The sequence below is a fragment of the Sulfophobococcus zilligii genome (genome assembly GCF_055398255.1).
Genome location: NZ_AP042406.1, coordinates 1,309,963 through 1,332,650 on the forward strand (window position 1 = coordinate 1,309,963; position 22,688 = coordinate 1,332,650).

The 22,688-nt window shown below is 39.0% G+C and carries 20 protein-coding genes; 13 read left to right on the forward strand and 7 right to left on the reverse strand.

The window, feature by feature from the left end; translation table 11 throughout:
* Window positions 1-9 precede the first annotated feature (9 nt).
* Complete coding sequence (locus ACZ5YP_RS07430) at window positions 10-1,281, reverse strand: alkaline phosphatase family protein (RefSeq protein WP_464835108.1); 1,272 nt, start codon at window positions 1,279-1,281, stop codon at window positions 10-12.
* A gap of 92 nt (window positions 1,282-1,373) precedes the next feature.
* Here ACZ5YP_RS07430 and ACZ5YP_RS07435 point away from each other — a divergent pair, with 92 nt between their 5' ends.
* From ACZ5YP_RS07435 to ACZ5YP_RS07460, 6 genes are all read left to right on the forward strand, one after another.
* Window positions 1,374-2,117: an ABC transporter ATP-binding protein gene (locus ACZ5YP_RS07435; RefSeq protein WP_464835109.1), complete on the forward strand. Its 744-nt coding sequence runs from the start codon at window positions 1,374-1,376 to the stop codon at window positions 2,115-2,117.
* A gap of 114 nt (window positions 2,118-2,231) precedes the next feature.
* Window positions 2,232-3,797, forward strand: a complete 1,566-nt coding sequence (gene guaA / locus ACZ5YP_RS07440; protein ID WP_464835110.1) for a glutamine-hydrolyzing GMP synthase — start codon at window positions 2,232-2,234, stop codon at window positions 3,795-3,797.
* Window positions 3,798-3,810: 13 nt separating this feature from the next.
* Window positions 3,811-4,824, forward strand: a complete 1,014-nt coding sequence (locus ACZ5YP_RS07445) for an adenylosuccinate synthetase (protein ID WP_464835111.1) — start codon at window positions 3,811-3,813, stop codon at window positions 4,822-4,824.
* Window positions 4,821-6,239 (forward strand): NAD(P)/FAD-dependent oxidoreductase, encoded by a 1,419-nt coding sequence (locus ACZ5YP_RS07450; RefSeq protein ID WP_464835112.1) that lies wholly within the window; start codon window positions 4,821-4,823, stop codon window positions 6,237-6,239. Before ACZ5YP_RS07445 ends, ACZ5YP_RS07450 begins: the two co-directional genes overlap by 4 nt.
* A 29-nt stretch (window positions 6,240-6,268) precedes the next feature.
* The gene (locus ACZ5YP_RS07455) at window positions 6,269-6,868 is read left to right on the forward strand and encodes a phosphoribosyltransferase (RefSeq protein WP_464835113.1); all 600 of its coding nucleotides are present in this window, start codon (window positions 6,269-6,271) and stop codon (window positions 6,866-6,868) included.
* Window positions 6,869-6,874: 6 nt separating this feature from the next.
* Window positions 6,875-8,152: an ABC transporter permease gene (locus tag ACZ5YP_RS07460; RefSeq protein ID WP_464835114.1), complete on the forward strand. Its 1,278-nt coding sequence runs from the start codon at window positions 6,875-6,877 to the stop codon at window positions 8,150-8,152.
* Window positions 8,153-8,154: 2 nt separating this feature from the next.
* Here the strand turns inward: ACZ5YP_RS07460 and panB are convergent, their stop codons facing one another.
* From panB to ACZ5YP_RS07480, 4 genes are read right to left on the reverse strand one after another with little or no spacing between them, the layout of a single operon-like run.
* Window positions 8,155-8,973 (reverse strand): 3-methyl-2-oxobutanoate hydroxymethyltransferase, encoded by an 819-nt coding sequence (gene panB, locus ACZ5YP_RS07465; RefSeq protein WP_464835115.1) that lies wholly within the window; start codon window positions 8,971-8,973, stop codon window positions 8,155-8,157.
* A gap of 60 nt (window positions 8,974-9,033) precedes the next feature.
* A complete protein-coding gene (locus ACZ5YP_RS07470; protein ID WP_464835116.1) occupies window positions 9,034-9,963 on the reverse strand; it encodes a ketopantoate reductase family protein in 930 nt (309 codons plus the stop codon).
* Window positions 9,956-10,834, reverse strand: a complete 879-nt coding sequence (locus ACZ5YP_RS07475; RefSeq protein WP_464835117.1) for a thiamine-phosphate synthase family protein — start codon at window positions 10,832-10,834, stop codon at window positions 9,956-9,958. The genes ACZ5YP_RS07470 and ACZ5YP_RS07475 overlap by 8 nt, the downstream gene beginning before the upstream one ends.
* Window positions 10,770-11,468, reverse strand: coding sequence for a hypothetical protein (locus ACZ5YP_RS07480; protein ID WP_464835118.1), 699 nt, complete (start codon window positions 11,466-11,468; stop codon window positions 10,770-10,772). Before ACZ5YP_RS07480 ends, ACZ5YP_RS07475 begins: the two co-directional genes overlap by 65 nt.
* Window positions 11,469-11,535: 67 nt before the next feature.
* On the opposite strand from ACZ5YP_RS07480, the gene ACZ5YP_RS07485 reads away from it, so the two are divergent.
* From ACZ5YP_RS07485 to ACZ5YP_RS07510, 6 genes are read left to right on the forward strand one after another with little or no spacing between them, the layout of a single operon-like run.
* A complete protein-coding gene (locus ACZ5YP_RS07485; protein WP_464835119.1) occupies window positions 11,536-12,258 on the forward strand; it encodes an ABC transporter ATP-binding protein in 723 nt (240 codons plus the stop codon).
* Window positions 12,255-13,496 carry an ABC transporter permease gene (locus ACZ5YP_RS07490; RefSeq protein ID WP_464835120.1) on the forward strand — a complete coding sequence of 414 codons (1,242 nt, stop codon included), beginning with the start codon at window positions 12,255-12,257 and terminating at the stop codon, window positions 13,494-13,496. The genes ACZ5YP_RS07485 and ACZ5YP_RS07490 overlap by 4 nt, the downstream gene beginning before the upstream one ends.
* 18 nt (window positions 13,497-13,514) lie before the next feature.
* Window positions 13,515-14,945 (forward strand): alpha-amylase, encoded by a 1,431-nt coding sequence (locus ACZ5YP_RS07495; RefSeq protein WP_464835121.1) that lies wholly within the window; start codon window positions 13,515-13,517, stop codon window positions 14,943-14,945.
* A gap of 59 nt (window positions 14,946-15,004) precedes the next feature.
* Window positions 15,005-16,552 (forward strand): glycoside hydrolase family 57 protein, encoded by a 1,548-nt coding sequence (locus ACZ5YP_RS07500; RefSeq protein ID WP_464835122.1) that lies wholly within the window; start codon window positions 15,005-15,007, stop codon window positions 16,550-16,552.
* Window positions 16,553-16,559: 7 nt separating this feature from the next.
* Entirely contained in the window at window positions 16,560-18,488 is a 1,929-nt protein-coding gene (locus ACZ5YP_RS07505) for an alpha-amylase/4-alpha-glucanotransferase domain-containing protein (RefSeq protein WP_464835123.1), read from the forward strand.
* Between the two features lie 14 nt (window positions 18,489-18,502).
* Entirely contained in the window at window positions 18,503-20,023 is a 1,521-nt protein-coding gene (locus ACZ5YP_RS07510) for a glycosyltransferase (RefSeq protein WP_464835124.1), read from the forward strand.
* 1 nt (window position 20,024) lies between these two features.
* On the opposite strand, the gene ACZ5YP_RS07515 is transcribed toward ACZ5YP_RS07510, so the two are convergent.
* Together ACZ5YP_RS07515 and ACZ5YP_RS07520 are read right to left on the reverse strand one after the other, a co-directional pair.
* A complete protein-coding gene (locus ACZ5YP_RS07515; RefSeq protein WP_464835125.1) occupies window positions 20,025-20,993 on the reverse strand; it encodes an NAD-dependent epimerase/dehydratase family protein in 969 nt (322 codons plus the stop codon).
* 10 nt (window positions 20,994-21,003) lie between these two features.
* A complete protein-coding gene (locus tag ACZ5YP_RS07520) occupies window positions 21,004-22,194 on the reverse strand; it encodes an aminotransferase class I/II-fold pyridoxal phosphate-dependent enzyme (RefSeq protein ID WP_464835126.1) in 1,191 nt (396 codons plus the stop codon).
* A 166-nt stretch (window positions 22,195-22,360) separates the two neighbouring features.
* On the opposite strand from ACZ5YP_RS07520, the gene ACZ5YP_RS07525 reads away from it, so the two are divergent.
* Window positions 22,361-22,684: a hypothetical protein gene (locus ACZ5YP_RS07525; RefSeq protein WP_464835127.1), complete on the forward strand. Its 324-nt coding sequence runs from the start codon at window positions 22,361-22,363 to the stop codon at window positions 22,682-22,684.
* Window positions 22,685-22,688 lie beyond the last annotated feature (4 nt).

The following is a 22,688-nucleotide window of genomic DNA, read 5'->3' on the forward strand; positions in this document are numbered from 1 at the left end:
GTGTAGTGGTTAAGACAGGTATTTCTCTACTAGCATTGGTAGTAATTGCCATCCATGCTCTAATAGCCCTATTGATCCCTTTAAACACTCTCTCTCAGTGAATCTCGATACACTATCGCCCTGTATACCCGGCGCGTAGAAGGCTAGTGGTACTGGGTCGTCGGTGTGTGATTTTCTACTGGGTGGTGTAGCATGGTCTGATGTTACTAGTATAGCATATTTATTTAAGTAGTCTAGTAGTGGCTGTACATAGTATGCATCTATATCTTCTATTTTCTTCTTTTTCAACTCTACATTTCCATCGTGTCCCGGTTCATCTGGCCCCTTTAAGTGGACGTATACTATGTCGTAGTTTCCAAGTGCTTTTAGTGTTGCTTCTAGTCTCTTTTCATAGTCTTTTCTGGGGTCTCCAGTGGGTGGTTCTAGTGGTATTACGTGTGCTCCAAAAGCTCTACCAATACCTACTTCTACTGGCATTTCAGCTAGAACAGCGAATTTACACTTGTATTTTTCTCCTAGTGGTGTAGCGTGTGGTAGTTTTCCACCAGCATCTCTGAGGAGCAGTGCATTAGCTGGTAGCATGTTCTTTCTTGTTCTATCAATGTTTACTGGGTGGTTTACAAGTATTTCAACTGCTTTTTTAAAGAACGCGTTTGCTAGTTCAGCTGTTATTCTAGCTTCTTCAGTGTTTTCCAATGGCTTTATTGGTTCAACATATGGTTTTGGATTTGGAACTGCAATACTCGCGAGGCCTTTTCTCTCGTATGCGGGATCGTTGTTGCTAACCATAGGGGATAGCTTTCTACTCCTACTACCGATTACAACTACTGCTCTATGACCAATAGTGGCTACTACTCTTGCATATCCATCGTATACTCCGAGTTCTAATCCATCAAGGGCTTTGGCTAGTTCTCGTGCTTCTTGTGTAGAGAGATTTCTACCAACACGTCTATCAATAATCTTCATTGTTTCAGGGTCTATTGTTGCAAAGTTGGCTCTAAACGCGACCTCGTATTCTTCTCTAAACTCTAATCCAGCACCAAGTGCTTCAAGAGGGCCTCTCCCCGTGTAGACTTCATGTGGGTCATAGCCTAGTATCGAGATTACAGCTTCATCGCTTTCAGGGGCTATACCCTTACCCACTGTATACATTGCTCCACATATTCCTCTACGAGCTATTTCATCTAGTCCTGGTTTTACAGCTAGTTCTAGTGTTGTTGCAGGGTCGTTGAGGCTGTCTGGAGCACCATCTATTACGAGATATACTAGTTTATACTTCACTCTAAATACACCTCTCCTTTGAATTCAAACTACTCTAGAGTTATATATAGTCTAAGTATTATAGTATTCTATAGTGGTTAATGGGGGTATAGTTGGATACACTGGCCGTGTATGTTGAAAACCTCTACAAGGTCTATGCTAAATCAACTATTGCATTGAATGGTCTTTCATTTAGTGTTAAACAAGGAGAAATATATGCGTTGATAGGGCCTAATGGCTCTGGCAAAACAACTACTCTACGCATACTAGCAACACTGATAAAACCATCAAGTGGTAAAGCACTTGTATTCGGCTATGACGTTGTAAAAGAACCATTGAAGGTCAGAGAGTTAATAAATTATCTCCCCGAGGAGGCGGGTGCATACAGAGACCTCACGGGCGAAGACTTTATAGAATTCATGTTGTCAACGAGGTTTAAAGGAAGAGAATTAGAAAAAACAATTAGTGAAGCAGTCGAGATAAGCGGGCTCGGTAGAGACTTGAAGAGGCCTGTGAGAACATATAGTAAGGGTATGAAGAGAATACTAGCACTAAGCGTGGTATTAGCAAGCAAGCCAAAACTACTAATACTCGACGAGCCAACAGCTGGATTAGACGTAGAGAAATCTGTTTACATAAGAGAATTAATCAAGAAGTACAATAGGGAATACGGTATCACAGTACTTTTAAGTAGCCACAACATGCTAGAAGTAGAATACCTGGCACACAGAGTAGGCATAATATACAAGGGGAAAATCATAGGCGAGGGAACACCAGGAGAACTAAAAGAAAAAACACGATCACAAAACCTCGAAGAAGTATTCATAAAGCTAAAATCCACTGCAGAAACAAAGTAATGTTTAAAAATATAGATTTTGGAGTAACATATAATTCATTCTATTTGTTTTATATAGTGGGAAATTCGTTCCACCACAATAATTATTTTAACCCCACCCCACATTAACCTACATATGAAACACAACACAATTTATATAAAAGGAGGAACTGCGCTAATAGTTGATTACGGAGGGCAATACACTCATTTAATAGCGAGGAGACTAAGAGAACTGGGCGTTTTATCCTTTATAGAACCATATACAAACATATTCAACACTGATCTCTCGAAGTATTCAGCTATTATATTATCGGGTAGTCACAGAAGTAGCTTACAAGGCGATCCACTAGTCGAAGAAGTAGCTAGAAAAATACTCTTCGACACAAACACACCTGTTCTAGGGATTTGCTTTGGACACCAGTTAATTGCCAAAATACTTGGTGGACGAGTTAAAAGTGGTTGTAGAGAGTATGGAAGAGTACTAGTAAAAATAGTTGTAGATGACGCATTATTTAGAAATTGGAGTAGAAGTGAATATGTTTGGATGAGTCATGGAGATTGTGTAGAAGAAGTTCCAGACAATGGAGTGGTATTGGCTTATTCTGAAAACAACTATATTGCAGCCGTTAAATACACTGTAAACAATAGACCAGTCTACACTGTTCAATTCCACCCCGAGGTCTCTCACACTGTTAAAGGACTAGATTTACTAAACAACTTTATTGATATAGCTGGTTTAAAGAGAGAGTGGACACGAGACTACTACTTTAACACAGTAGTGAGTGAACTAGAAAAATACAAGTCTGTCGACGGCCCAGTGATATCGGCTATTAGTGGTGGAATAGATTCAACAATAGCCACCTATATAGCTAGAAGAGTACTGGGTGATAGAGTAATACCAGTATTTGTAAATCACGGGTTATTCAGGTATAATGAACCAGAAGAAGTAGTTGAAATGCTGAGTAGAATTGGATTAAATCCAATGGTAGTAGATGCCTCCGAGAGCTTTCTCAGTCGACTAGAGGGTGTTAGAGACTGTGAAGAGAGGAGGAGGATTATAGGCGAGGAATTCGCAAAAATATTTGATGAAATAATGGAGGAGGAAAACGCAGAGTTGTTTATTCAGGGAACTACGTACCCAGATATCGTAGAGAGTGGAATGACTGGTGTAGCAGACAAGATTAAAAGCCACCACAATGTTGCTGGTTTACCCGGTTGGTTTAGAGAAAAGTATGTTGTAGTCGAGCCATTGAAATACCTCTATAAAGATGAAATAAGGGAAATAGCGAGAATGCTCGGACTACCAGACTACTTTGTAAAGAGACACCCGTTTCCAGGCCCAGGACTAGCAGTGAGAGTTATTGGCGAGTTCAACAGGAAGAAGCTAGAGATTTGTAGGATAGCCACATACATAGTTGAAGAAGCTCTCAGAAAACACGGGTTATATGACAAGGTATGGCAGGCCTTCGCCGTGGTTGGAGATGACAAGTGGATTGGAGTTAAAGGAGACTCGAGGAGAATCGGCTACATTGTCACAATAAGAATAGTTGAAAGCACTGACGCCATGACTGCAGACTACTCGAAAATACCATACTATGTACTAGACGAGATCTCGAGTAGAATTACCAGGGAAATAGATGAAGTTACAATGGTTACATATGCTGTGACGACTAAACCACCTAGTACAATAGAACCATGTTAAAGAGGTGGTGGAAGTGCTCACGGTTGTAGTTGGAGGATTCTTTGGTGATGAAGGAAAGGGCAAGATAGCTGGGTATATTGGATTAGCCAAGAACTATAATTACGCTGTTAGAACAGGAGCTATTAACGCTGGACACACAATTGTCTATAATGGAAAAACCTATAAGTTAAGGTGTATTCCAACTAGTTTTATTAATCCATCAACTAAGCTAGTAATACCACCAGGAGCACTCATACGGCTCGACGTGTTCTCTAAAGAAATAGAAGAGACAAATACGAGAAACAGAGTGTTTATTGATTATCAAACAGGTGTAATAGAAGAACAGCACGTGGTAAGAGAGCGAGAAGACGCTGTTTTAAAGAGTATTGGTTCTACTCTCCAAGGAGTTGGAGCAGCAATGATGGATAGAGTAGCACGTAGATTAAAACTAGCAAGAGACTTTGTAGAGCTGAGAGAATTCCTTGTTGATACAGCGTTATTATTGAATACGGCTTTAGATAATGGAGAAAAAATATTGGTTGAGGGTACACAGGGAACATATCTATCTCTCTATCATGGAACATATCCATATGTAACGAGTAGAGATACAACTGCTTCAGGTATACTCTCAGAGATCGGTATTGGACCAAAACGCGTAGACAACATAGTAGTTGTTTTTAAAGCATATGTAACGAGAGTTGGTGAGGGTCCTTTGGAGGGCGAGTTAAAACCCGAAGAGGCGGAGAAGAGAGGGTGGGTTGAAAAAGCATCTGTAACCGGTAGATTAAGGAGAGCGGCTCCATTTAACTTTAAACTAGCTGAGAGAGCGGTGATGTTGAATTCTGCTACATGTATAGCGATTACTAAACTCGACGCTTTATTCCCCGAGGCGAGCCATGTTAGAAGCTGGGATAAACTACCAGGAGAAGCCAAGAAATGGATTGAAGAAGTGGAGTCGGTTTTGAAGAAACCAGTGGTTTTAATTGGTACAGGTGAGTTTTTAGAAGATGTCGTTGATAGAACGCGTGATCTAGGTGTGGAATTATGAGAGATTATGATGTTGCAATTATTGGTGGAGGCCCAGCTGGACTATTTGCAGCAATTGAATTAACAAAATTGAGAAACGACTTGAAAATAGCTTTATTTGAAAAGGGTGGAAGGGTAACTGAGAGAAAGTGTCCAATTGCAATTAAATCACCAGATTGGTGGAGATCGCCGGCAAACGTAGTCAATTGTAAAACGTGTGGTATATGCCATGTACTCCACGGTATTGGAGGAGCTGGTACATTTAGTAGTGGAATAATTAATCTAAGACCAGACGTAGGTGGAGACCTAGATAAACTACTGGGTAGTTGGGAGGCCGCTGAAGAAGTCATTAAACGAGTAGACGAATTCTTCTTGGAGTTCGGTGCACCACAAGACAGCCTCTTTACACCAGACCCCAAGAGGGCGAAACATATAGAAAAACTAGCCGCTAAAGCTGGAGCAAAATATATTCCAACACCTCAACGAATACTTGGAACAGAAGTCGTAATTAAAATCGTTGACAATATAACCAGCTACCTCGAAGACAAAGGCGTTAAAATATATAGTTTTACAAGCGTGGAAGACGTTGAACGCGGAGAAGGCGGTTTTAAACTAAAAACGAATAGGGGTGAATTCCACGCTAGGAAATTATTGATCGCGCCGGGTAGGGGTGGAGCAGACTGGTTGAGGAAAATAGCTGAGAAACTAGGTGTTGACATTAAGCCAGGAGTTCTAGATGCTGGTGTGAGAGTAGAGGTTCCACACTATATTACAGAACACGTTACAAGTATAAACTACGACCCCAAGATAATAATGTATACTAAAACATACGACGACATGGTTAGAACATTCTGTACTAATCCACAGGGATTTGTAATAAAAGAATACTATGCTGATGGAACAGTCGGAGTAAACGGCGAGAGCTATAGAGAGATAAAGACAAAAAACACTAATTTCGCACTACTCGTTAGGCTCAGACTTACAGATCCATATACAGATGTATTGGAACTAGGTAAATCTATTGCTAGAATGGCTACTCGAGTAGGAGTTGGAAAACCAATAATACAGAGACTAGGCGACCTAGAAAAAGGTAGGAGGAGTACATGGGAGAGAATAGCTAGAAGCACTATTACACCAACACTGCGAGATGCAACACCTGGTGACATAAGCCTTGTTATGCCACATAGAGTATTGGCAAATATCTTAGAAGCAATTAGTAGATTGGACATTATCTACCCTGGAATAGCCTCACCACAAACACTAATCTACGCTCCCGAGATCAAATACTATAGTGTGGCTGTAGAAGTAAATAGAGATATGGAGACCAATATTGAGGGATTATACGTGGCTGGAGATGGAGCAGGGCTATCACGTGGAATAAATGGAGCAGCGGCAACAGGCATTATTGCCGCTCGTAGTATAGCGGCTACCTTATGATTACTTTAATCAATGCTTCCGGGGGGATCATGGAGATACATTATATTTCTTGGAGTAAAGCAATAGAATACTGTTATAAACTAGCCTCTCTTCTCTTGGATGCTGGTGAATCACCCGAAGTCATAGTTGCTATATCTAGAGGTGGATTAATTCCAGCTAGAATAGTAAGTGATATTCTAGGAGTCGATGAACTAGTCGTTGTAAGATCAAGGTTTTGGGGGATAGGGGGAAGAATACATAATGAGCCAGTCGTAGAGTCGTTTAAAAGCCATGGATTTAAAGACAAGAAAATACTCGTTGTCGACGAGGTAGTTGATACAGGTTCAACTATGAGTAAAATAGTAAGAATACTCTATGATTATGGAGCTGTAGAGGTTAAAACAGCTGTTCTCCACTATAAATCTACAAGTGCGTTTAAACCAGACTACTACGTGGAGAAACTAGATAGATGGGTTTGGATATTTTATCCATGGTCTTTTAGTGAAACACTATATAGTCTAGCAAAAATGAGAGGAGAAAACATTGTTGAAAACGCTTTTACTATTCTCAGAGAAATAAATGCTAGTGAAATATATTTAGACCCATTGAGAATAAAACTATCACTAGAGAGATACAATACAGAAAGGTAGTGATTAATGGTCTTTATTAAACTCGTTAAAAGAGAAATAAAGGCTTTTCTCAAAAACCCTGCTTTTATAATCTCAATAGTTCTCTTACTAGTAATGTTTGTATTTATAGGCTCGGTGACTAGGACTAGTATAGAACAAACACAAAAACTCGTTTTAACAAGTGAAGTTGGAGTTGTTTTAGAGGAAGAAACAGAGTTTACAAAGACCCTTATACTCTACTTAAATCAGTCTTTTAACGGGAGGATTAAACAATGTAGTAGTCTAGTTGAAGCAGTGGAAAAATATGGAATCGGGATCTCAATACCAAGGGGCTTTACAGAGAACTCTACTACGGGGCAACCAATAGTATTTCTAGATGCTATGTTTAAAGTAGACTCTTTCTCACAGAGTAGTATACAAGCTAAAGCAGCCCTAGTAGATGGAGTAGTTAAAGCATTTGAATCGTTAATACCAATAGTAACTGCTCAATTATATGGAGTGGAGCAACCCCTACAAATCAAAGTTGCTACTAGATACAATAGAGTCCTATTTTACGGGAGAGAAGTGAGTCAACAAATATTGTTTGGATTATTTGTACTCGGCTCTTTTATACCGTTTATTCTAGGACTAGTTATGGGTTTAAACGCTGGTTACGCGTCACAACTAGTTGCATATGAAAAAGTAGAAAAAGCATTTGAAATGCTCTTGGCACAGCCAATTAAGAGGAGTAGAATAGTGGCTGCCAAGATTATTGGGGCCTCTGTAGCCACTATTATATTTGGACTCGTGTATTTCGGAGGAATATTTGGAATGATCTATAGTTCAATGCCTATACAGCAAGAACAAGGCGTTGAAATAGGATCGGTCTTCGAGGATATGAGTAGAGAACTAGGATTTGATGTGGGTCTACACCTAGCTGTTTCATTTATAATTCCACTCTTATTGGGGCTCTTCCAGTCGGGTGCGATGGGTATAATTCTCGGCTCTCTATCTCAAGATGAGAGAACGGCTAGTGTGCTCTCTACGCCTATTACTCTTGTATATATCGCTATTGCCATGATAACGATGTATATTGGTCTAGAAGTAAATATCTATACGAGTATACTGGCCGGCTTCGTCCCTCTAATTCTACCAGCAATATATTTAGTCTCGTTAATTACAGGCTCTATTATCAATCTATTGATTCCAGTAGCGTTAAATGTATTAATTACTGTTTTGCTAGTTATTGTAGCCATAATGATATTTAATAGAGATATAGTGATACTCGGTGTAAAAATAAAAATTGGGAGGCGGGAAGCACCGTAGATTTATTGTTTTTGTTTTTTCTCATATGAATAGAAGTAGTGTTCTCTACTTGGAAACACTCCCTTCTTTACTTCTTCTACGTATTTTTCAATACTAGATTTAATGATTTGTGATAAATCAACGTATTTCTTCGCGAATGGTGGTGGATTCTCGGTTAATCCTAGAACATCGTGTAAAACTAATACTTGGCCGTCGCAGTATGGTCCACTACCAATACATATTGTGGGAACACTGACTTCTCTTGTTACTTCTTCGGCGACATCTGCGGCTGTATACTCTATTACAATAGAGAATACTCCTGCTTTTTCTAGTGCTTTTGCATCTTCTATTATCTTTTCTCTTTCGACGTCGCTAACGCCTCTTTTTCTATAGCCTCCAATGAGTAGTGCTCTCTGCGGGTTTAAACCAATATGCCCCATTACTGGTATACCAGCTCTAACAAGTGCTTTAACCACGTCCACGTATTCTAATCCACCCTCGAGTTTAACGGCGTCTGCTCCAGCTCTAATAAATAAACCAGCGTTTTTCACGGCTTCTTCGATACTGGTTTCATAGCTTAGAAATGGCATATCGCCTACTACTAGTGCCCTCGGCCTAGCTCTCGCTACACTTGAAACATGAAAAAGCATTATTTCCATTGTAACTGGGTGTGTTGATTCAAAACCGTGGACAACCATTCCAGCACTGTCTCCTACGAGGATTATATCTACACCTGCAGCGTCGACGAGTTTAGCCATTGTATAGTCGTAAGCAGTGATCATCGCTATTTTTTCAACGCCCTTCATTTTTAAAATGTCTCTTACCGTAATCTTATTTTTCATTTTTAATCCCAGGTTTTAGTATTGAATAATAAAAGTAATAATTATTATCAGAAGTATATGTTAGTGCCTACTCTGCCGTGTTTTTTCCAGTAGTTTAACTAGGAGTGTAATGGCTTTATTAACGGGTGCTTTTTCTCCTAGAAGAGATACAATGTATCCATTGAGATAGTCTATTTCTGTTTTACTACCACGGGTTAAATCCTGTAGCATGCTCGAAGTGTTTTCAGCAACTATTCTAACATTTCGATTAATGTATTCTAGTAGTTTGTCTAGTTCGAAGTTGTAGCCTTTCAACCTGGCTGCTTCAATAAACTCTATTAGTATTTGTCTAGCTAGTTCTTGTGCTTCTACTTCCAGGACTATTTTGTTTTTAGAGCTTGTAATAGCTGTTATTGAGTTTACAACGGAGTTTAATGCTAGTTTAAGCCATCTATAGTAGTCTATGTCATTTGTATATCTGAAGTCTAATCCACCAAGTCTCAGTAATCTGCTGAGTTCTATTATCTCGGGGCATATTGTTTTTCTACAGCCAGCTATAATAGTGTTTCCACCAGTATATGCGATAGTTGTCGGTGAAATTCTTTCTGCTCCATAGTATACTACTCCACCAGCTACTTTACCATGTACTACTTGTTCTTCTACTAACTCCAAACTATCAAATCCATTTTGAAGCATTAATACTACTCCACCTGGTTCTAAGAGTTTCTTCATTGAGGCTAGAGTGCTTGGAACTTGGTATGCTTTAACAGCATTGAATATAAACCTGCATTTGTCTATGGGGTTTTGAATCCATCTTGGTGTTATGGGAACCACTACTTCGAAACCATGCACTCTATCTACTACATTAATGCCTTTATTTCTAGATACTTCTTTTACCGAGTCGATATTAGAGTAGTAGACGGGTATGTAGTCTACTCCGCTCTTGTATAAGTAATAAGCTAATACACCTCCAACAGCTCCTCCACCAATAATACATATCTCGCTATTCAACTACCTCCACCCTTATCTTTTCGAGTAATTCAATTAGCTGGCTGGGTGTTTCTGTTATAATGTAGATCATTGGTTCAAGTCCCAGCCCGCCGGCATCACATATTACATCTGGTTTTTCCACGCTACTGTTTTCAATAGCAGTCCAATACTCATCTTCGTTTTGATGAGGCCCTGTTTTAACTAGTTTTAATCCAAGTGATTCTAGTTTGCCCAGTATTCTCCTATCATACTTTATATTAATACAGAATTTCGTGTTTGACTTGTATTTTGAAACCAATAAGAGAATGCGTCCGACGTGTCTACTTCCACCATACATGGGGAAGCCATAGAATGATACTCCACCCCCTGATTTTACTATTCTACCGGTTAATCCAATTATATCACTTAGACTTCTAGGTGGGCGTGGAGCATATGCTAGATTACTCCCTACCTCGGGAATTAAAGATGCAAGGTTTGGTATTGAGAGAACTCTATAAAGTATACTTCTATAGTACTCTATATCTGGGTCTCTTAAATCGCCTTCTAGACAGATACTAGTTAACTCTTTATAGTTTATACACGCTGCCTTCATTGCCAACTGATTTATTATTGTAAATGATGTTGTAATATATCTCTCATATTGGTCGTTTACTATTAAATCAACGAGTATGTTTACATAGTGGTCTAGAATGCTTCGTGGTATCCCTAACTCCAATAGTATTCTATAGTACTCGTCTATACTAGTCTTTAATAGCCTGCTAATCATGGGTTGCGTTATTTCTAGATAGCGGGCTATTCTACGCTGGCTTATACCGTGTTCGTTTAGTCTATGCGCTATAATCCCTCTCAGTGCTGGTAGGATTTTCGACTGTATTAATTCGTGTATCAGCATCTAGAGTTTCACCGGTCTTCTTCATTATTATTCTACTTCTTGGTTTATCTATTTTACTAGATACAATGTCAGCTAATCCAAGGATTTCCTTTAACACGGTGATTTCAGCTGTAAATACTTCTTCATAGTTCTCCATTTCACTTAGTAGTTCAATGATTTTGTCGAGTGTGTTAAAGACAAATTTCTTGAATTCCTCTCTCTCATGTCTCGAAAGGTTTTCTTTAAGTGCCATTCGTCTCAAAGACTCGAGTATGCTTCTAGGTTCCAGGCTACGATATTTGATGAGTAGTGCTTTTACACGGGGGTCTTCAACCTCTACTCCAAAGTATTCTCCGAGAACGCTTCTAACCGCTTCTAAATCTACTATTCTCCACCATGTTTGATTACTTGAAACATAGGATTTCTCGATTATCCCTAATTCTTTCTCGAGGAGTCTAAGCATGTTTATTGGATTATAGACTAAACCCATGGATCCAAGTTTTAAAACCAAGTGTTTATAGCTGAAGTCTCCAAGTCTGTGGTCTATAGTAGGGTCTTGTGAGAGTTCATACATCGCCCTTAAAATAAAGAGGGCTTTTTCACCATATTTCTCAATGAATAATCGTAGCGCTTCGCTAGGGTTTACTAGTGGCAATAGTACACCCGGAGTTTAAGTATAAGGGTATTACAGTTAAATATTTTTTTACATAGTGGTTGATAGTATGAGTTTTATTGTTGAAGTCGTAGGTGTTCGAAAAGTATATGGGCGTCTAGAAGCACTTAAAGGTATTACACTTAGAGTTAGAGAAGGAGAAATCTATGGTCTTGTAGGCCCTAATGGAGCTGGTAAAACAACTCTTCTTAGAATTGTAGCTGGACTGGTAAAACCAACTAGTGGAACAGTCAGGGTAGCTGGACTAGACCCCTATGTAAACTTCAGTGAAACACGAAGAATTATCGGTTATCTCCCCGAGGAAGCTGGAACATATGATTTTCTAACTGGTTATGAACACTTTTACTTCTATTCAAAACTATATGGATTGGAAAAAGAGAGTATTGAGTATGGTATTGAACTATCTGGACTGGGAGAGAGACTTAGAGATTACACAAGGAGTTATAGTAAGGGAATGAAGAGGAGGCTCTTACTAGCACTTGTATTAATGAGAAAACCGAGACTGGCACTCCTCGACGAGCCAACAGCTGGATTAGATGTCCATGCCAGTCTCAATGTTAGAAGAGTGATAAAGAAGTACGTTGAGGAAACCAGAGCATCTGTAATTGTTAGTAGCCACAATATGCTGGAAATAGAGTATTTATGTGATAGAGTTGGCTTGATCTTCAATGGTAGAATAGTTGCAGAGGGAACAGTTGGAGAACTACTAGAAAAATATAGTGCTGAAAACCTAGAAGAGGTCTTTGAGAAAGCAACGAGTGGATATGTATGAAGAAGACGTTAAATGCTGTTTTATGGAAGGAGTTTAAAGAGATAACTAGAGATAGAAAACTACTAGCAACAACTATACTATCACCAATACTGTCTCTAACAGCAATTGCATTTCTAACTGCTATACTACTCTCTTATCAACCAGTAAATATTGCACTAGTAGATATGGATAATAGAGATGTGTCAAACTGGTTTATTGAAGCCCTGGGGAAATCACTTGTAGAAAAAGGATATATTGTATATGAGACAAGCAATTATGAACTAGTGGCGAGAAACCTATCTTTCGACTTAATAGTTATTGTACCACGTGGATTTACAGAGAACTATACGAATTATAGAGTTATGTATGTAGAAATCGTTAAGAGAGCTGGCGTGTCAGAAGAAAGGGTTTCTAGAGCTGAAGGAGATGTTAGAAGCATTATATCATGGTTATCTACTGTGTTATCACTTGAGAGAATTAAAGAGTTGGCTTCTAGAGCTGGTATGGAGGAAATAGATCCAAATGCTATAAGAGATCCTATTCAAATTAAAATACCTATATACATAGCACCTACTGGTGAACCAGCTAAACCAGAAGATATTTTAAGGCCTTTTATAGCTAGACTTTTAATTTTAACATTTACATTTATTGTTACACCAGCAGCAACATATATTGTAGATGGTATTGTTGGTGAAAGAGAGAGAAAAACCATTGAAATGCTACTCTCTTCACCCGCTGGAATTAGAGATGCAGTTATTTCTAAAATCATTGCTTCTTCGATTATAGGGTTAATTGCGTCTATATCAGACATTGCTGGTTTACTAGTATATTATGGTCTACTAGTAGTAGTTCTTGGCGGGTGGTTTAGTGGAGCACTAGATGTTATACTCATTGTACTCCACGCGCTCACGGCATTTCTATCAATACTGGTAACAGTCTCTATTTCTCTACCATTTGTAACCCGTGCTAAGAGCATTAAATCAGCTGGGAGTATCGCCAGCTTGATTTCAATAATCAGCTTGGCCTTCTTCGTGTCGGGTTGGATAGTAGACTTCTACAAACTCCCGCCAAATATTCTAACTATACTGTATGTTTCACCATATACACACAGTATTCTAGCTATTCAAAGCTATGTATATAGAGACTACGCTTTAACAGCACAGTGTATACTAGTATTGACACTGGTATCAATCGCCATACTATATATCTCGCTTAAACTCCTCGACAGAGAGAAAATACTATTAGCTAGTGAAAAATAGTAGAATATGGAGATTGAATTGGAATCAACTTTAGAATTCAAAAATGAATTAGAAGAATATCTTCTTAGAGCTCGATGGTGGCCCTGGAAAAACACGAGGCAAGAAGTAAACATATTGGTTTACGACCACGTCGATAGATTGCACTACCTGTTAATAGAAAGCAATGGATTAGTCTTTCAACTCCCACTAGTGGAAGTAGACAATGTGCCATCCAGCTTGGAGAATAGGGGTTTTTGTACTAGTGGAAAATGCTATGTAGAAGCCGAGTATACAACTATATTCCTCGATTTAATTAGAAAACTATCTAAGACGAGTTATAGAGAGATAACGACTCCAATAGAGAAAATCAGTGTTTACAATTCAAAACCTTTAACACTAGAATCTACGAATACAATTGCAGTCTATGAATCCAATTATGGTAAACTAGTACTTAAGAGTTATAGGTTGCTACCAGGTGTAAACATCGAGGTTAAAATACTAGAGCATCTTGGTCGACTACGCTACAGATACATTCCCAGGATCCACGGCCTATTGTTCTATGAAGGACGTGCAACGAGTATTATAATGGACTATGTGGCTGGTAGGGGGGATGGTGGAACGCCATTCTATTATTCTCTACTCGAATACTTAGAGAGAAATAGAAATGCTGGTGAAATAGGATTAGCCTCAAAGCTAGGAGTGATTATCGGAGAGCTCCACTTGTATTTAAATAGAGAGAGCGAGGATTCATTTTTTGGAGTAGAAAACACTACTGGCAGAGACCTATCTAATTGGGAGGCTAGAATAGAGAAAATGTATAGTAATGGTCTAAAAAGACTAGATGAAGTTGAAGCATCTCTAGGAGAAACAGAGAGAGAAGAACTAGAATACTGGCGTAGAAAAGCAGAAGAGGCTAGGCCCATAGTGGAAGAAGCATTAGACTTACTATCCAAACTATACAAAGACGCGGTGAAAGCACGTATCCACCAAGACTTACACCTAGGTCAAATGATATATACTGGAGATGGAGAAGTAGACTTTGTAATTACAGATTTCGAGGGCGAGCCGGGCAGAACAAACGAGGAGAGATTGGAAAAAGAACCCGTTTTAAGAGATATTGCTTCAATGATTAGGAGTTTCCACTATTTATCACATGCTGGAATAATGAATGCACTATCACTCACTAGACATAAAACATCTCTTTTAATGATGGAAAACGATCCTTCACTTGAATGGAGAATAAGACACGTTAAAGCAATGACTTATAGCTACTATGCCAGAGTCTTAAAAACAATATTAATGCCCCAGGAAGCCTCATCTCCTAAAACAATATGGTTCTACCTCTACCCGTGGATTGTTGAAAGAGCTGTCTATGAATTCTATTATGAATCCCTATACAGACCTCTATGGTCTTCAATACCCATTACTGGGCTGTATGAAGCAAAAATCTATACTAAATTGAAGATTTAACAATAAAGTATTTTTAGAAAAGTCTTCTAATTTTATACGTGAAGCAACTTGGTGAGTAAATGCCCAGTCTTGTATTTTTCTTTGAGGTTCACCAGCCATATAGACTTAGAAAAAACATTCATGTTAAACTAGTTGAAAAAGCGTTAAAGGGTAGATTGGAAGTTAAAGACGTTGAAGAAGCTATATTCGACGAGGAATTAAACAAGTATGTTTTAAATAGAGTAGCAGATCGATGCTATATACCTGCTACAAAGATAATAACAGAGAATATCGAGAGATATAAAAACACAGAAAAACCCTTTAAAGTAACATTTAGTATTAGTGGCGTTCTCCTCGAACAGGCGTTAAAGTGGAGGAGAGATGTAGTAGAAGTATTTCAGAGAGCAGTAGATACAGGTATGGTTGAACTAGCCGAGCAAACATACTATCATAGTATAGCTGCATTCATGCCTGGTTATGGATTTGACGAGCTCAGAGAGCAAGTATTAGAGCATAGAAAAATAATACAGGAATTATTCAACTACAACCCTGTTTCAATAGAAAACACCGAGTTCACATATAACAACGATATAGCATGTTTCTTTAACAACATGGGTTATAAAGTAATGTTAACAGAGGGTGTTGACTGGGTTTTAGGCTGGAGAAGCCCGAACTACGTGTATAAAACACGAGACTGCGACATAAGGGTTTTAACGAGAAACTATAGATTGAGTGATGATGTTGGATTTAGATTTAGTGATAGAAAGTGGGATCAATACCCGTTAACAGCCGATAAATATGCTTCATGGCTTTCTGCAACACCAGGAGATGTAGTATTTATAGCTATAGACTATGAAACCTTTGGTGAACACCACTGGCCTGAAACAGGTATTTACGAGTTTCTCAAGTGGCTACCAGGCGAGATAAGAAAACACCAAAACCTAGAGTTTTCAACGCCACGTGAAGTAGTCGAGAAATATCCTCCAAGAGACGTATATGATGTACCTCCATGGGCTACTATTAGCTGGGCGGATGAAAGAGATATCTCGGCATGGCTTGGCAACGAGTTGCAGTGGGAGGCCTTTAAAGCACTAACCGAGCTCAGACCCTTTGTAAAAGCACTAAATGATCCAGAGATAACAAAACTATGGAAGCTATTAACGATAAGCGACCACTTCTACTATATGGCGACAAAATTTGGAAGTATTGGAGAAGTCCACGCGTATTTCTCACCATATAAAAACGCTGCAATAGCTCATGGATTATTCATGGAGGCTCTTAGTGCATTAATAGTTAAAATAGCCGAGAAGATCAAGGAGAAACCACGTGAAATCCTAGCTAGACTAGTAGTACCAGAAAACAAAGCCTTCCACTTCAATCTATCAACAGGGGAATACACTGGTTTATCAGCTAGGTCAATAATAGAGTTTCTAAATACACTAGATAAAGCACCATTAGAGTCAATATTATTCCACTTGAATAGAGGAGATATTGAAGCATGGATTAGAAACGTATTCTTCCTAGATGAACTAGCATTAGCAATAGAAGAAATTAGAAAAGAACCACTAGATATTATGGAGAAAGTAGTTAAATTAAAGAAGGTTATAAGAGACTGGATTGAAGGGTAGATTAATTATGCCGTCGAACTTCATCTTTATACTTCACTTCCACCAGCCAACGGGACAGCTACGCTATGTAAACGAGAGGATTTTTGAAAACAGCTATAAACTCCTCCTGGATATATTCAGGGAATTCAGTGATCTAAAGTTTACAGTTCACATTAGTGGACCACTACTACTATATCTTAAAGACAATCACCCAGACTGGCTCGAGGAAATGTTTAAACTAGGCGAGATTGGAACAATAGAGTTTATGGCTGGAACAATAAGCGAGTCTGTACTACCCCTTGTTCCAAGCGACCTACGCGTTGGGCAAATAAGAAAATACATCGAGGTATTCGAGAAACTAGCTGGTTTTACACCAAGAGGGTTCTGGCTCCCCGAGAGGGTTTGGGAGCCCTGGCTACCAGAAGTTCTAGCAAAAGCTGGTTTAGAATACGTAGTTATAGACGATGCTACACTGAGAAAAACAGGGTGGTCTACTGAGAAGACTAAATACGCGTGGATTACAGAAGAGAGTGGTTATATTACAAAGGTTTTATTCATAGATGAAAAACTAAGATATATCCTCCCATGGAGTAGTCCAGACAACGTTATAAACTACATGGCTTCATATTCCGGAGACCCAGATGCAATGTTGTTGTGGGGTAGTGACGCCGAGAAATTCGGTGAGTGGTGGGATAGAGAAGCCAGTAGAGCATGGCTACGTGAATTCCTAGGTAAAATGAGGAGTGAAAAAAGAGTTGTAATGGTACACCCCTCGGAGTATCTGAGAGAACACGGTGTAAAAGGATATATTTACCTTGATACCGGTAGCTACGATAAAATGCTAGAGTGGAGTGGAGGCTTCTTTAGAAACTTCCTCGTGAAATACGCAGAGAGCAATAATATGCACAAAAAGGTGTTATGGGTAAAGAGGAAAATAGATAAAGCAAGAGATAAACTCGGTGAAATACCACTAGACTACTACATGGCATTTTGTAACGACGCCTACTGGCACGGATTATTTGGTGGCGTCTACCTAGCCCATCTACGACAAGCACTATATGAACACATGATTAGAGCTGAGAGGACAGCAGAAGAAGCAATAAACTACTATAGTACAAATGGAATAGGATTTAAGAGAATACTTGCAGACTTCGACTATGACGGTGTAGAAGAACTGCTCTTAGAATCACCTAGTCTCAATTTATACATTGACCTTGCAGATGGAGGAACACTATTTGAATTCGACTACAAGAAACCCGGCTTGGAACACAATATACAAGATACAATGACGAGGTATAGAGAGCCATATCTAGAGGGATATAATGTAAATCCTGATTGGTATAGGAGAGTGAGCTGGAGAATCCATATATGGGGCCCTGAGACAAGTATACATGACTGGATGTTTAATACTCCATTTAGAGATATGAGTGATCTAGCATTAAAGAGGTATAGCGTAGCTTTCACTGAAGAACCAAGAAAACTCTATTTGAGAACAACTGGTGGAGTATACTATCATGGCTCAAAAGCCTCCAATCTCTTTGTCGAAAAAGAATTAAATGTAGATGTCAATGGATATAGAGTTAAATACACTGTGAAAAACCTTGGAGGCGCTGTATTGAAAGGCAAAATAGGAATAGAATACCACCTCGCATGGAAGATTGATAGAGAGAGCAATAGGTCTCCATGGTATACAGTAAATGGAAAGGGATATGATATAACCTACTGGTATACCGGTAGAGCAAACAATATAACACTACACTCTGGTGTATATCCATCAATCACGTTGAAAACCAATAGAGATGTAGAGACATGGATAGCTAGACTAGTAAGTTATGCTAGAACAGAAAAGGGATTAATGGAGATGCCTCAAGGCCTCGCAGTAATGTTTGTTGAATACGTTGAACTAGATAAAAACGGAACATTCGAGCTAGAAGTAGAACACAGAATTGAAGGCTAGTAAGGGGTGTAGAATTGAAGTCAATAATGTTTACTTTCGAGTCAACACTAGTTAAAAAAGTAGGTGGATTAGCCGAGGTACCACCACGTCTAGCACAAGCACTAAGCGAGATTGGTATACCAACAGAACTCTACCTTCCAAATCATGGATTTATAGATACATGTGAAAACCCAGAATACTCTTTTTGGATTGATGGAACAACATACTGCGTGAAAAAACTAGAAGGTGTTAAACCAGTACACTACTTGATAGGAGGTGGTGTACTAGACGATCCCGTAGTATACTCTCCACAAACACTGATTTACAAATCACTAGTATTTGCGAGAATTGTAAGAGAATACTTGGATGAAAAAATACATGGTATAAACGAGAAAATAGTGTTTCACGGCCACGACTGGCACTCTATTCCAGCACTTTTAACAGTAAACTCGCTCAGTATAGATAGAGGGCTTAAAACGGGTTTAGTACTTCACTTCCACCTATCTACAAAGAATAAAATTGAACTACACGATTTATGTAGAATAACACGTATATGCGAGCACACACCTATAAAGGGGGATCTCGGAGTAGTAGAGTTTCAACACTATTATCAACTTGGAAATGGATTAATAGAGAGAATTGGAGCGTTAATAGTTGACAAAGTATTAACGGTTAGTAAAGGATTTTCAAAACAGCTCACTAGGTATATTGGTGTAAATACAGCGGGGAAAATAGACTATGTATTTAATGCATCACCATTTACTTGGGGTGAAGTAGAGAAAACACTTAGAGAAAACGGCGTTGAAAACCCACAACTACTTAAAACACGCCTGTCTTTCCGTGAACAACTACTTCGCAAGAAGCTCGAAGAAATAAAAATATCTCTAGTAGACCCGGAGCAGTCAAAAATACTTTCAAGTATACTGGATAGATATGGAGTGGTATACAATAGAAACTTCAGTAGTGATGGACCTCTACTCTTTGGTATTGGCAGGCTTGCAGGGCAGAAAGGGTTTGACTACTTATTGAAAATACTTGATAAATTAACCCTAGAGATACCTAGAATTAAAATAATTCTAGCTCTTGTCCCACTAAGCCGTGAATTAAACGAGTTAATACCGTGGATTGAAGCACTACTCTCATATCCAGACCATCTAAGAATATTGCCGGGATCGATTTCAAAGAGAGACACTATTCTAATGTACTATGCGTCAAATGCTACTGTTATGCCTAGTCGAATAGAGCCATTTGGATTAGTTGCACTGGAATCCATGGCGGCTGGTACACCTGTCGCTGCTTCTAAAACAGGTGGTTTAACCGATATTGTAGTAGACTACCGTGTTAACTGGGAGCGTGGTAATGGAGTGTTGTTTGGCGTTGGAGAGCTCGGTGAAATGAGTAATTCAATAATAGAGCTTGTAAAACTCCTAGAGCCGGGTTTGAGTGGAGAGGAGAAGATAGGCCATATTAGGAGAAATTGTATTATGAGAGCAGAAGAGTTTAATTGGATGAATTCAGCTGAAAAAACAAGGAAAATATACGTGGAAATAGTATAGTCTATTCTTTAATTTCAAGTTTTTTACCGAGTTTTCCCGCTATTTTAATCAACATATCTTTAACCATAGCTTCAAAAGTCCAGTCTGGCTTCCAACCCCACTCTTCTCTAGCAACACTGTCATCTAGGCTTCTAGGCCATGAATCAGCTATTTTCTGACGAAAGTCTGGTTTGTATTCTACTTTGAAGTCTGGTATGTACTTTCTAATCTCGTCTGCTAGTTGTTTAGGTGTAAAACTAAATGCTGTTACATTGTATCCCACGAATAACTTCAATTTTGATTTATCTGCCTTCATTAAGTCAACTATTGATTTAATAGCGTCTGGCATATACATCATTGGTAGCTCTGTGTCTTCGCGTAGATAGCAAGTGTATGGCTTTCCCTCGACTGCATAGTAGAACATTTCCACGGCATAGTCTGTCGTTCCACCACCGGGTAGTGCTTCACTACTAATTATACCAGGCCATCTAACACCTCTGATATCCAAGTCGTATTTGTAGACGTAGTATCGTGCTAGGAGTTCACCAGCATATTTTGTTATTCCATACATGGTTATCGGCTCTATTATTGTTGATTGTGGAGTTTTTATTTTTGGTGTTGTTGGGCCGAATATGGCTATTGTACTAGGCCAGAATACTCTAAACCTGTATTCCCTGGCTAGTTCGAGTACATTGTAGTGTCCAATCATGTTTACTTGCCATGCTAGTTGCGGGTTTTTCTCACCTGCAGCTGAGAGTATTGCGGCTAAATTATATACTTCGTCGACATCGTATTTCTTAATGACTGTTTCAATGGACTCTCTACTTGTAACGTCGACTTTTTCCACGGGGCCTTCTAGGAGTTTGGGGTGTTCGGGTTTACGGTGGTGGTATCCAGCTATTACATTGTCGTTACCATATAGTTTACGTAGGTATGGAACTAGCTCTGTTCCGACTTGTCCAGTAGCGCCGATAACTAGTGCTCTTGTCAATAATCTTCACCTATATAATACCTAGTTTCCTACCATACTTTTCATATAGTGCTAGTGCTCTGTCAAGGTCTTCTCTAGTGTGTCCTGCACTAACCTGGTTTCTAATTCTCTCTGTTCCGCGTGCTACCATTGGGTAGACTATTGGTACTACAAACACTCCTTCTTCGAAGAGCGATTTTGCTAGTTCGCGTGTTTTCTTAGTGTCTCCAATTATAACTGGGATTATGGGTGTTTGGCTTCTACCAGTGTTAAAGCCCATTGACTGTAGTTCTTTTCTAAAGTAGTTGGCGTTTTCATGTAGTTTTCTTATTCTCTCCTTGCCTTCAGGGCTCATTACGATCTCTATGGCCTTAATATTTGCTGCTATAACTGGAACTGGTGGGCCAGTGCTTAGTAGCCAGCTTCTCGCTCTGTTTCTAATATACTCTATTATCTCTTTGTCTGATCCTACCATTCCACCGCTCGAGCCGAGTGCTTTAGAAAATGTTCCCATGTGGATGTCTACTTTTTCTTCTACTCCAAAGTGTGCCGGTGTACCATGTCCCTCGCCGAGTACTCCATCGCCGTGGGCGTCGTCTACGTAGAGAATTGCATTGTACTCCTCGGCCAGTTTGGCTATGTCTCTGAGTGGAGCTATATCTCCATCCATTGAGAATACTCCATCTGTAACAATCAAGACTTTTTTGTATTTATCTCTATTCTTTCTCAGCTTGTCTTCTAAATCTCCAACATCACAGTGGTTGTAGATCATTTTTTCCGCTCTAGAAAGCCTTATTCCATCGATTATACTGCCGTGGTTGAGTTGATCAGATATTATTAAATCTCCTTCTTCAACTAGTGTTGGAATAGTACCCTGATTTGTAGCGAAACCAGTGGGGAAGAACAAGCCGGCTTCTGTTCTCTTAAACTCAGCTATCTTCTTTTCAAGTTCAGCTAGGATTTCATGGTATCCAGCTATTGCCCAAACTGCTCCAGGACCCCATCCATACTTCTCCATTGCCCCTATAGCGGCTTGTTTTAACCTAGGATCATTAGCTAGATTCAAGTAGTTATTAGATGCAAGAACTACTACTTCCCTCCCCTCAACTATTGCACGGGGGCCTGCAGGACTCATAACCCTTTTGATCTCCCAGAACTCGCCTCTTTCATACATTTCTTTGAGTCTAGATGCATAGTATTCTCTAACCCATCCTTTAGCCAAGAATACCCCCAAACTACATATTATGTGGATGAGTTTTTAAACTATCTATTGATTTATATCGTATTTACTTGAAAATACCATAAAATACCATATAGTAAAGAATCCTCCCTATGAAACACCAGTATATAATATGCTTTAATTGAATTATAGAAGCATGGTGGGTTGAATGGATAATAAAACACTAGTTGAAAAGATAAGTAGACTACTAGAATTAAGTGAAGAAGAAGCAGAAGAACTATATGACGTAGTAGATACATTGTACAATGAATATTCATCTAAGTACATTGAAGCTATTTTAAAACCAGAAGAAAACAGGGAATTAGTAAACCAGTTTATTACAGTAACAAAACAACTACTAGAGAAGGAAAATAGAAGTTTTATTGAAGAACTCGCTTTGATCGCTGCACTAGATATTATAGCAATGGCTCTACACGACAAGTTAATTGGTTTTATCGAGGTAGAAGAAGAAGAGGAAGAGGGAGAATTGTAGTCAG

What these genes read in the sequence shown, in the direction of transcription:
- ACZ5YP_RS07475 (WP_464835117.1), bottom strand. Translation starts at nt 10,834, where the DNA reads ATGCTGATACACGAATTAATACAGTCGAAAATCCTACCAGCACTGAGA.
- panB (WP_464835115.1), bottom strand. Translation starts at nt 8,973, where the DNA reads ATGAAAAATAAGATTACGGTAAGAGACATTTTAAAAATGAAGGGCGTT.
- ACZ5YP_RS07460 (WP_464835114.1), top strand. Translation starts at nt 6,875, where the DNA reads ATGGTCTTTATTAAACTCGTTAAAAGAGAAATAAAGGCTTTTCTCAAA.
- ACZ5YP_RS07505 (WP_464835123.1), top strand. Translation starts at nt 16,560, where the DNA reads ATGCCGTCGAACTTCATCTTTATACTTCACTTCCACCAGCCAACGGGA.
- ACZ5YP_RS07525 (WP_464835127.1), top strand. Translation starts at nt 22,361, where the DNA reads ATGGATAATAAAACACTAGTTGAAAAGATAAGTAGACTACTAGAATTA.
- ACZ5YP_RS07450 (WP_464835112.1), top strand. Translation starts at nt 4,821, where the DNA reads ATGAGAGATTATGATGTTGCAATTATTGGTGGAGGCCCAGCTGGACTA.
- ACZ5YP_RS07485 (WP_464835119.1), top strand. Translation starts at nt 11,536, where the DNA reads ATGAGTTTTATTGTTGAAGTCGTAGGTGTTCGAAAAGTATATGGGCGT.
- ACZ5YP_RS07500 (WP_464835122.1), top strand. Translation starts at nt 15,005, where the DNA reads ATGCCCAGTCTTGTATTTTTCTTTGAGGTTCACCAGCCATATAGACTT.
- ACZ5YP_RS07455 (WP_464835113.1), top strand. Translation starts at nt 6,269, where the DNA reads ATGGAGATACATTATATTTCTTGGAGTAAAGCAATAGAATACTGTTAT.
- guaA (WP_464835110.1), top strand. Translation starts at nt 2,232, where the DNA reads ATGAAACACAACACAATTTATATAAAAGGAGGAACTGCGCTAATAGTT.
- ACZ5YP_RS07490 (WP_464835120.1), top strand. Translation starts at nt 12,255, where the DNA reads ATGAAGAAGACGTTAAATGCTGTTTTATGGAAGGAGTTTAAAGAGATA.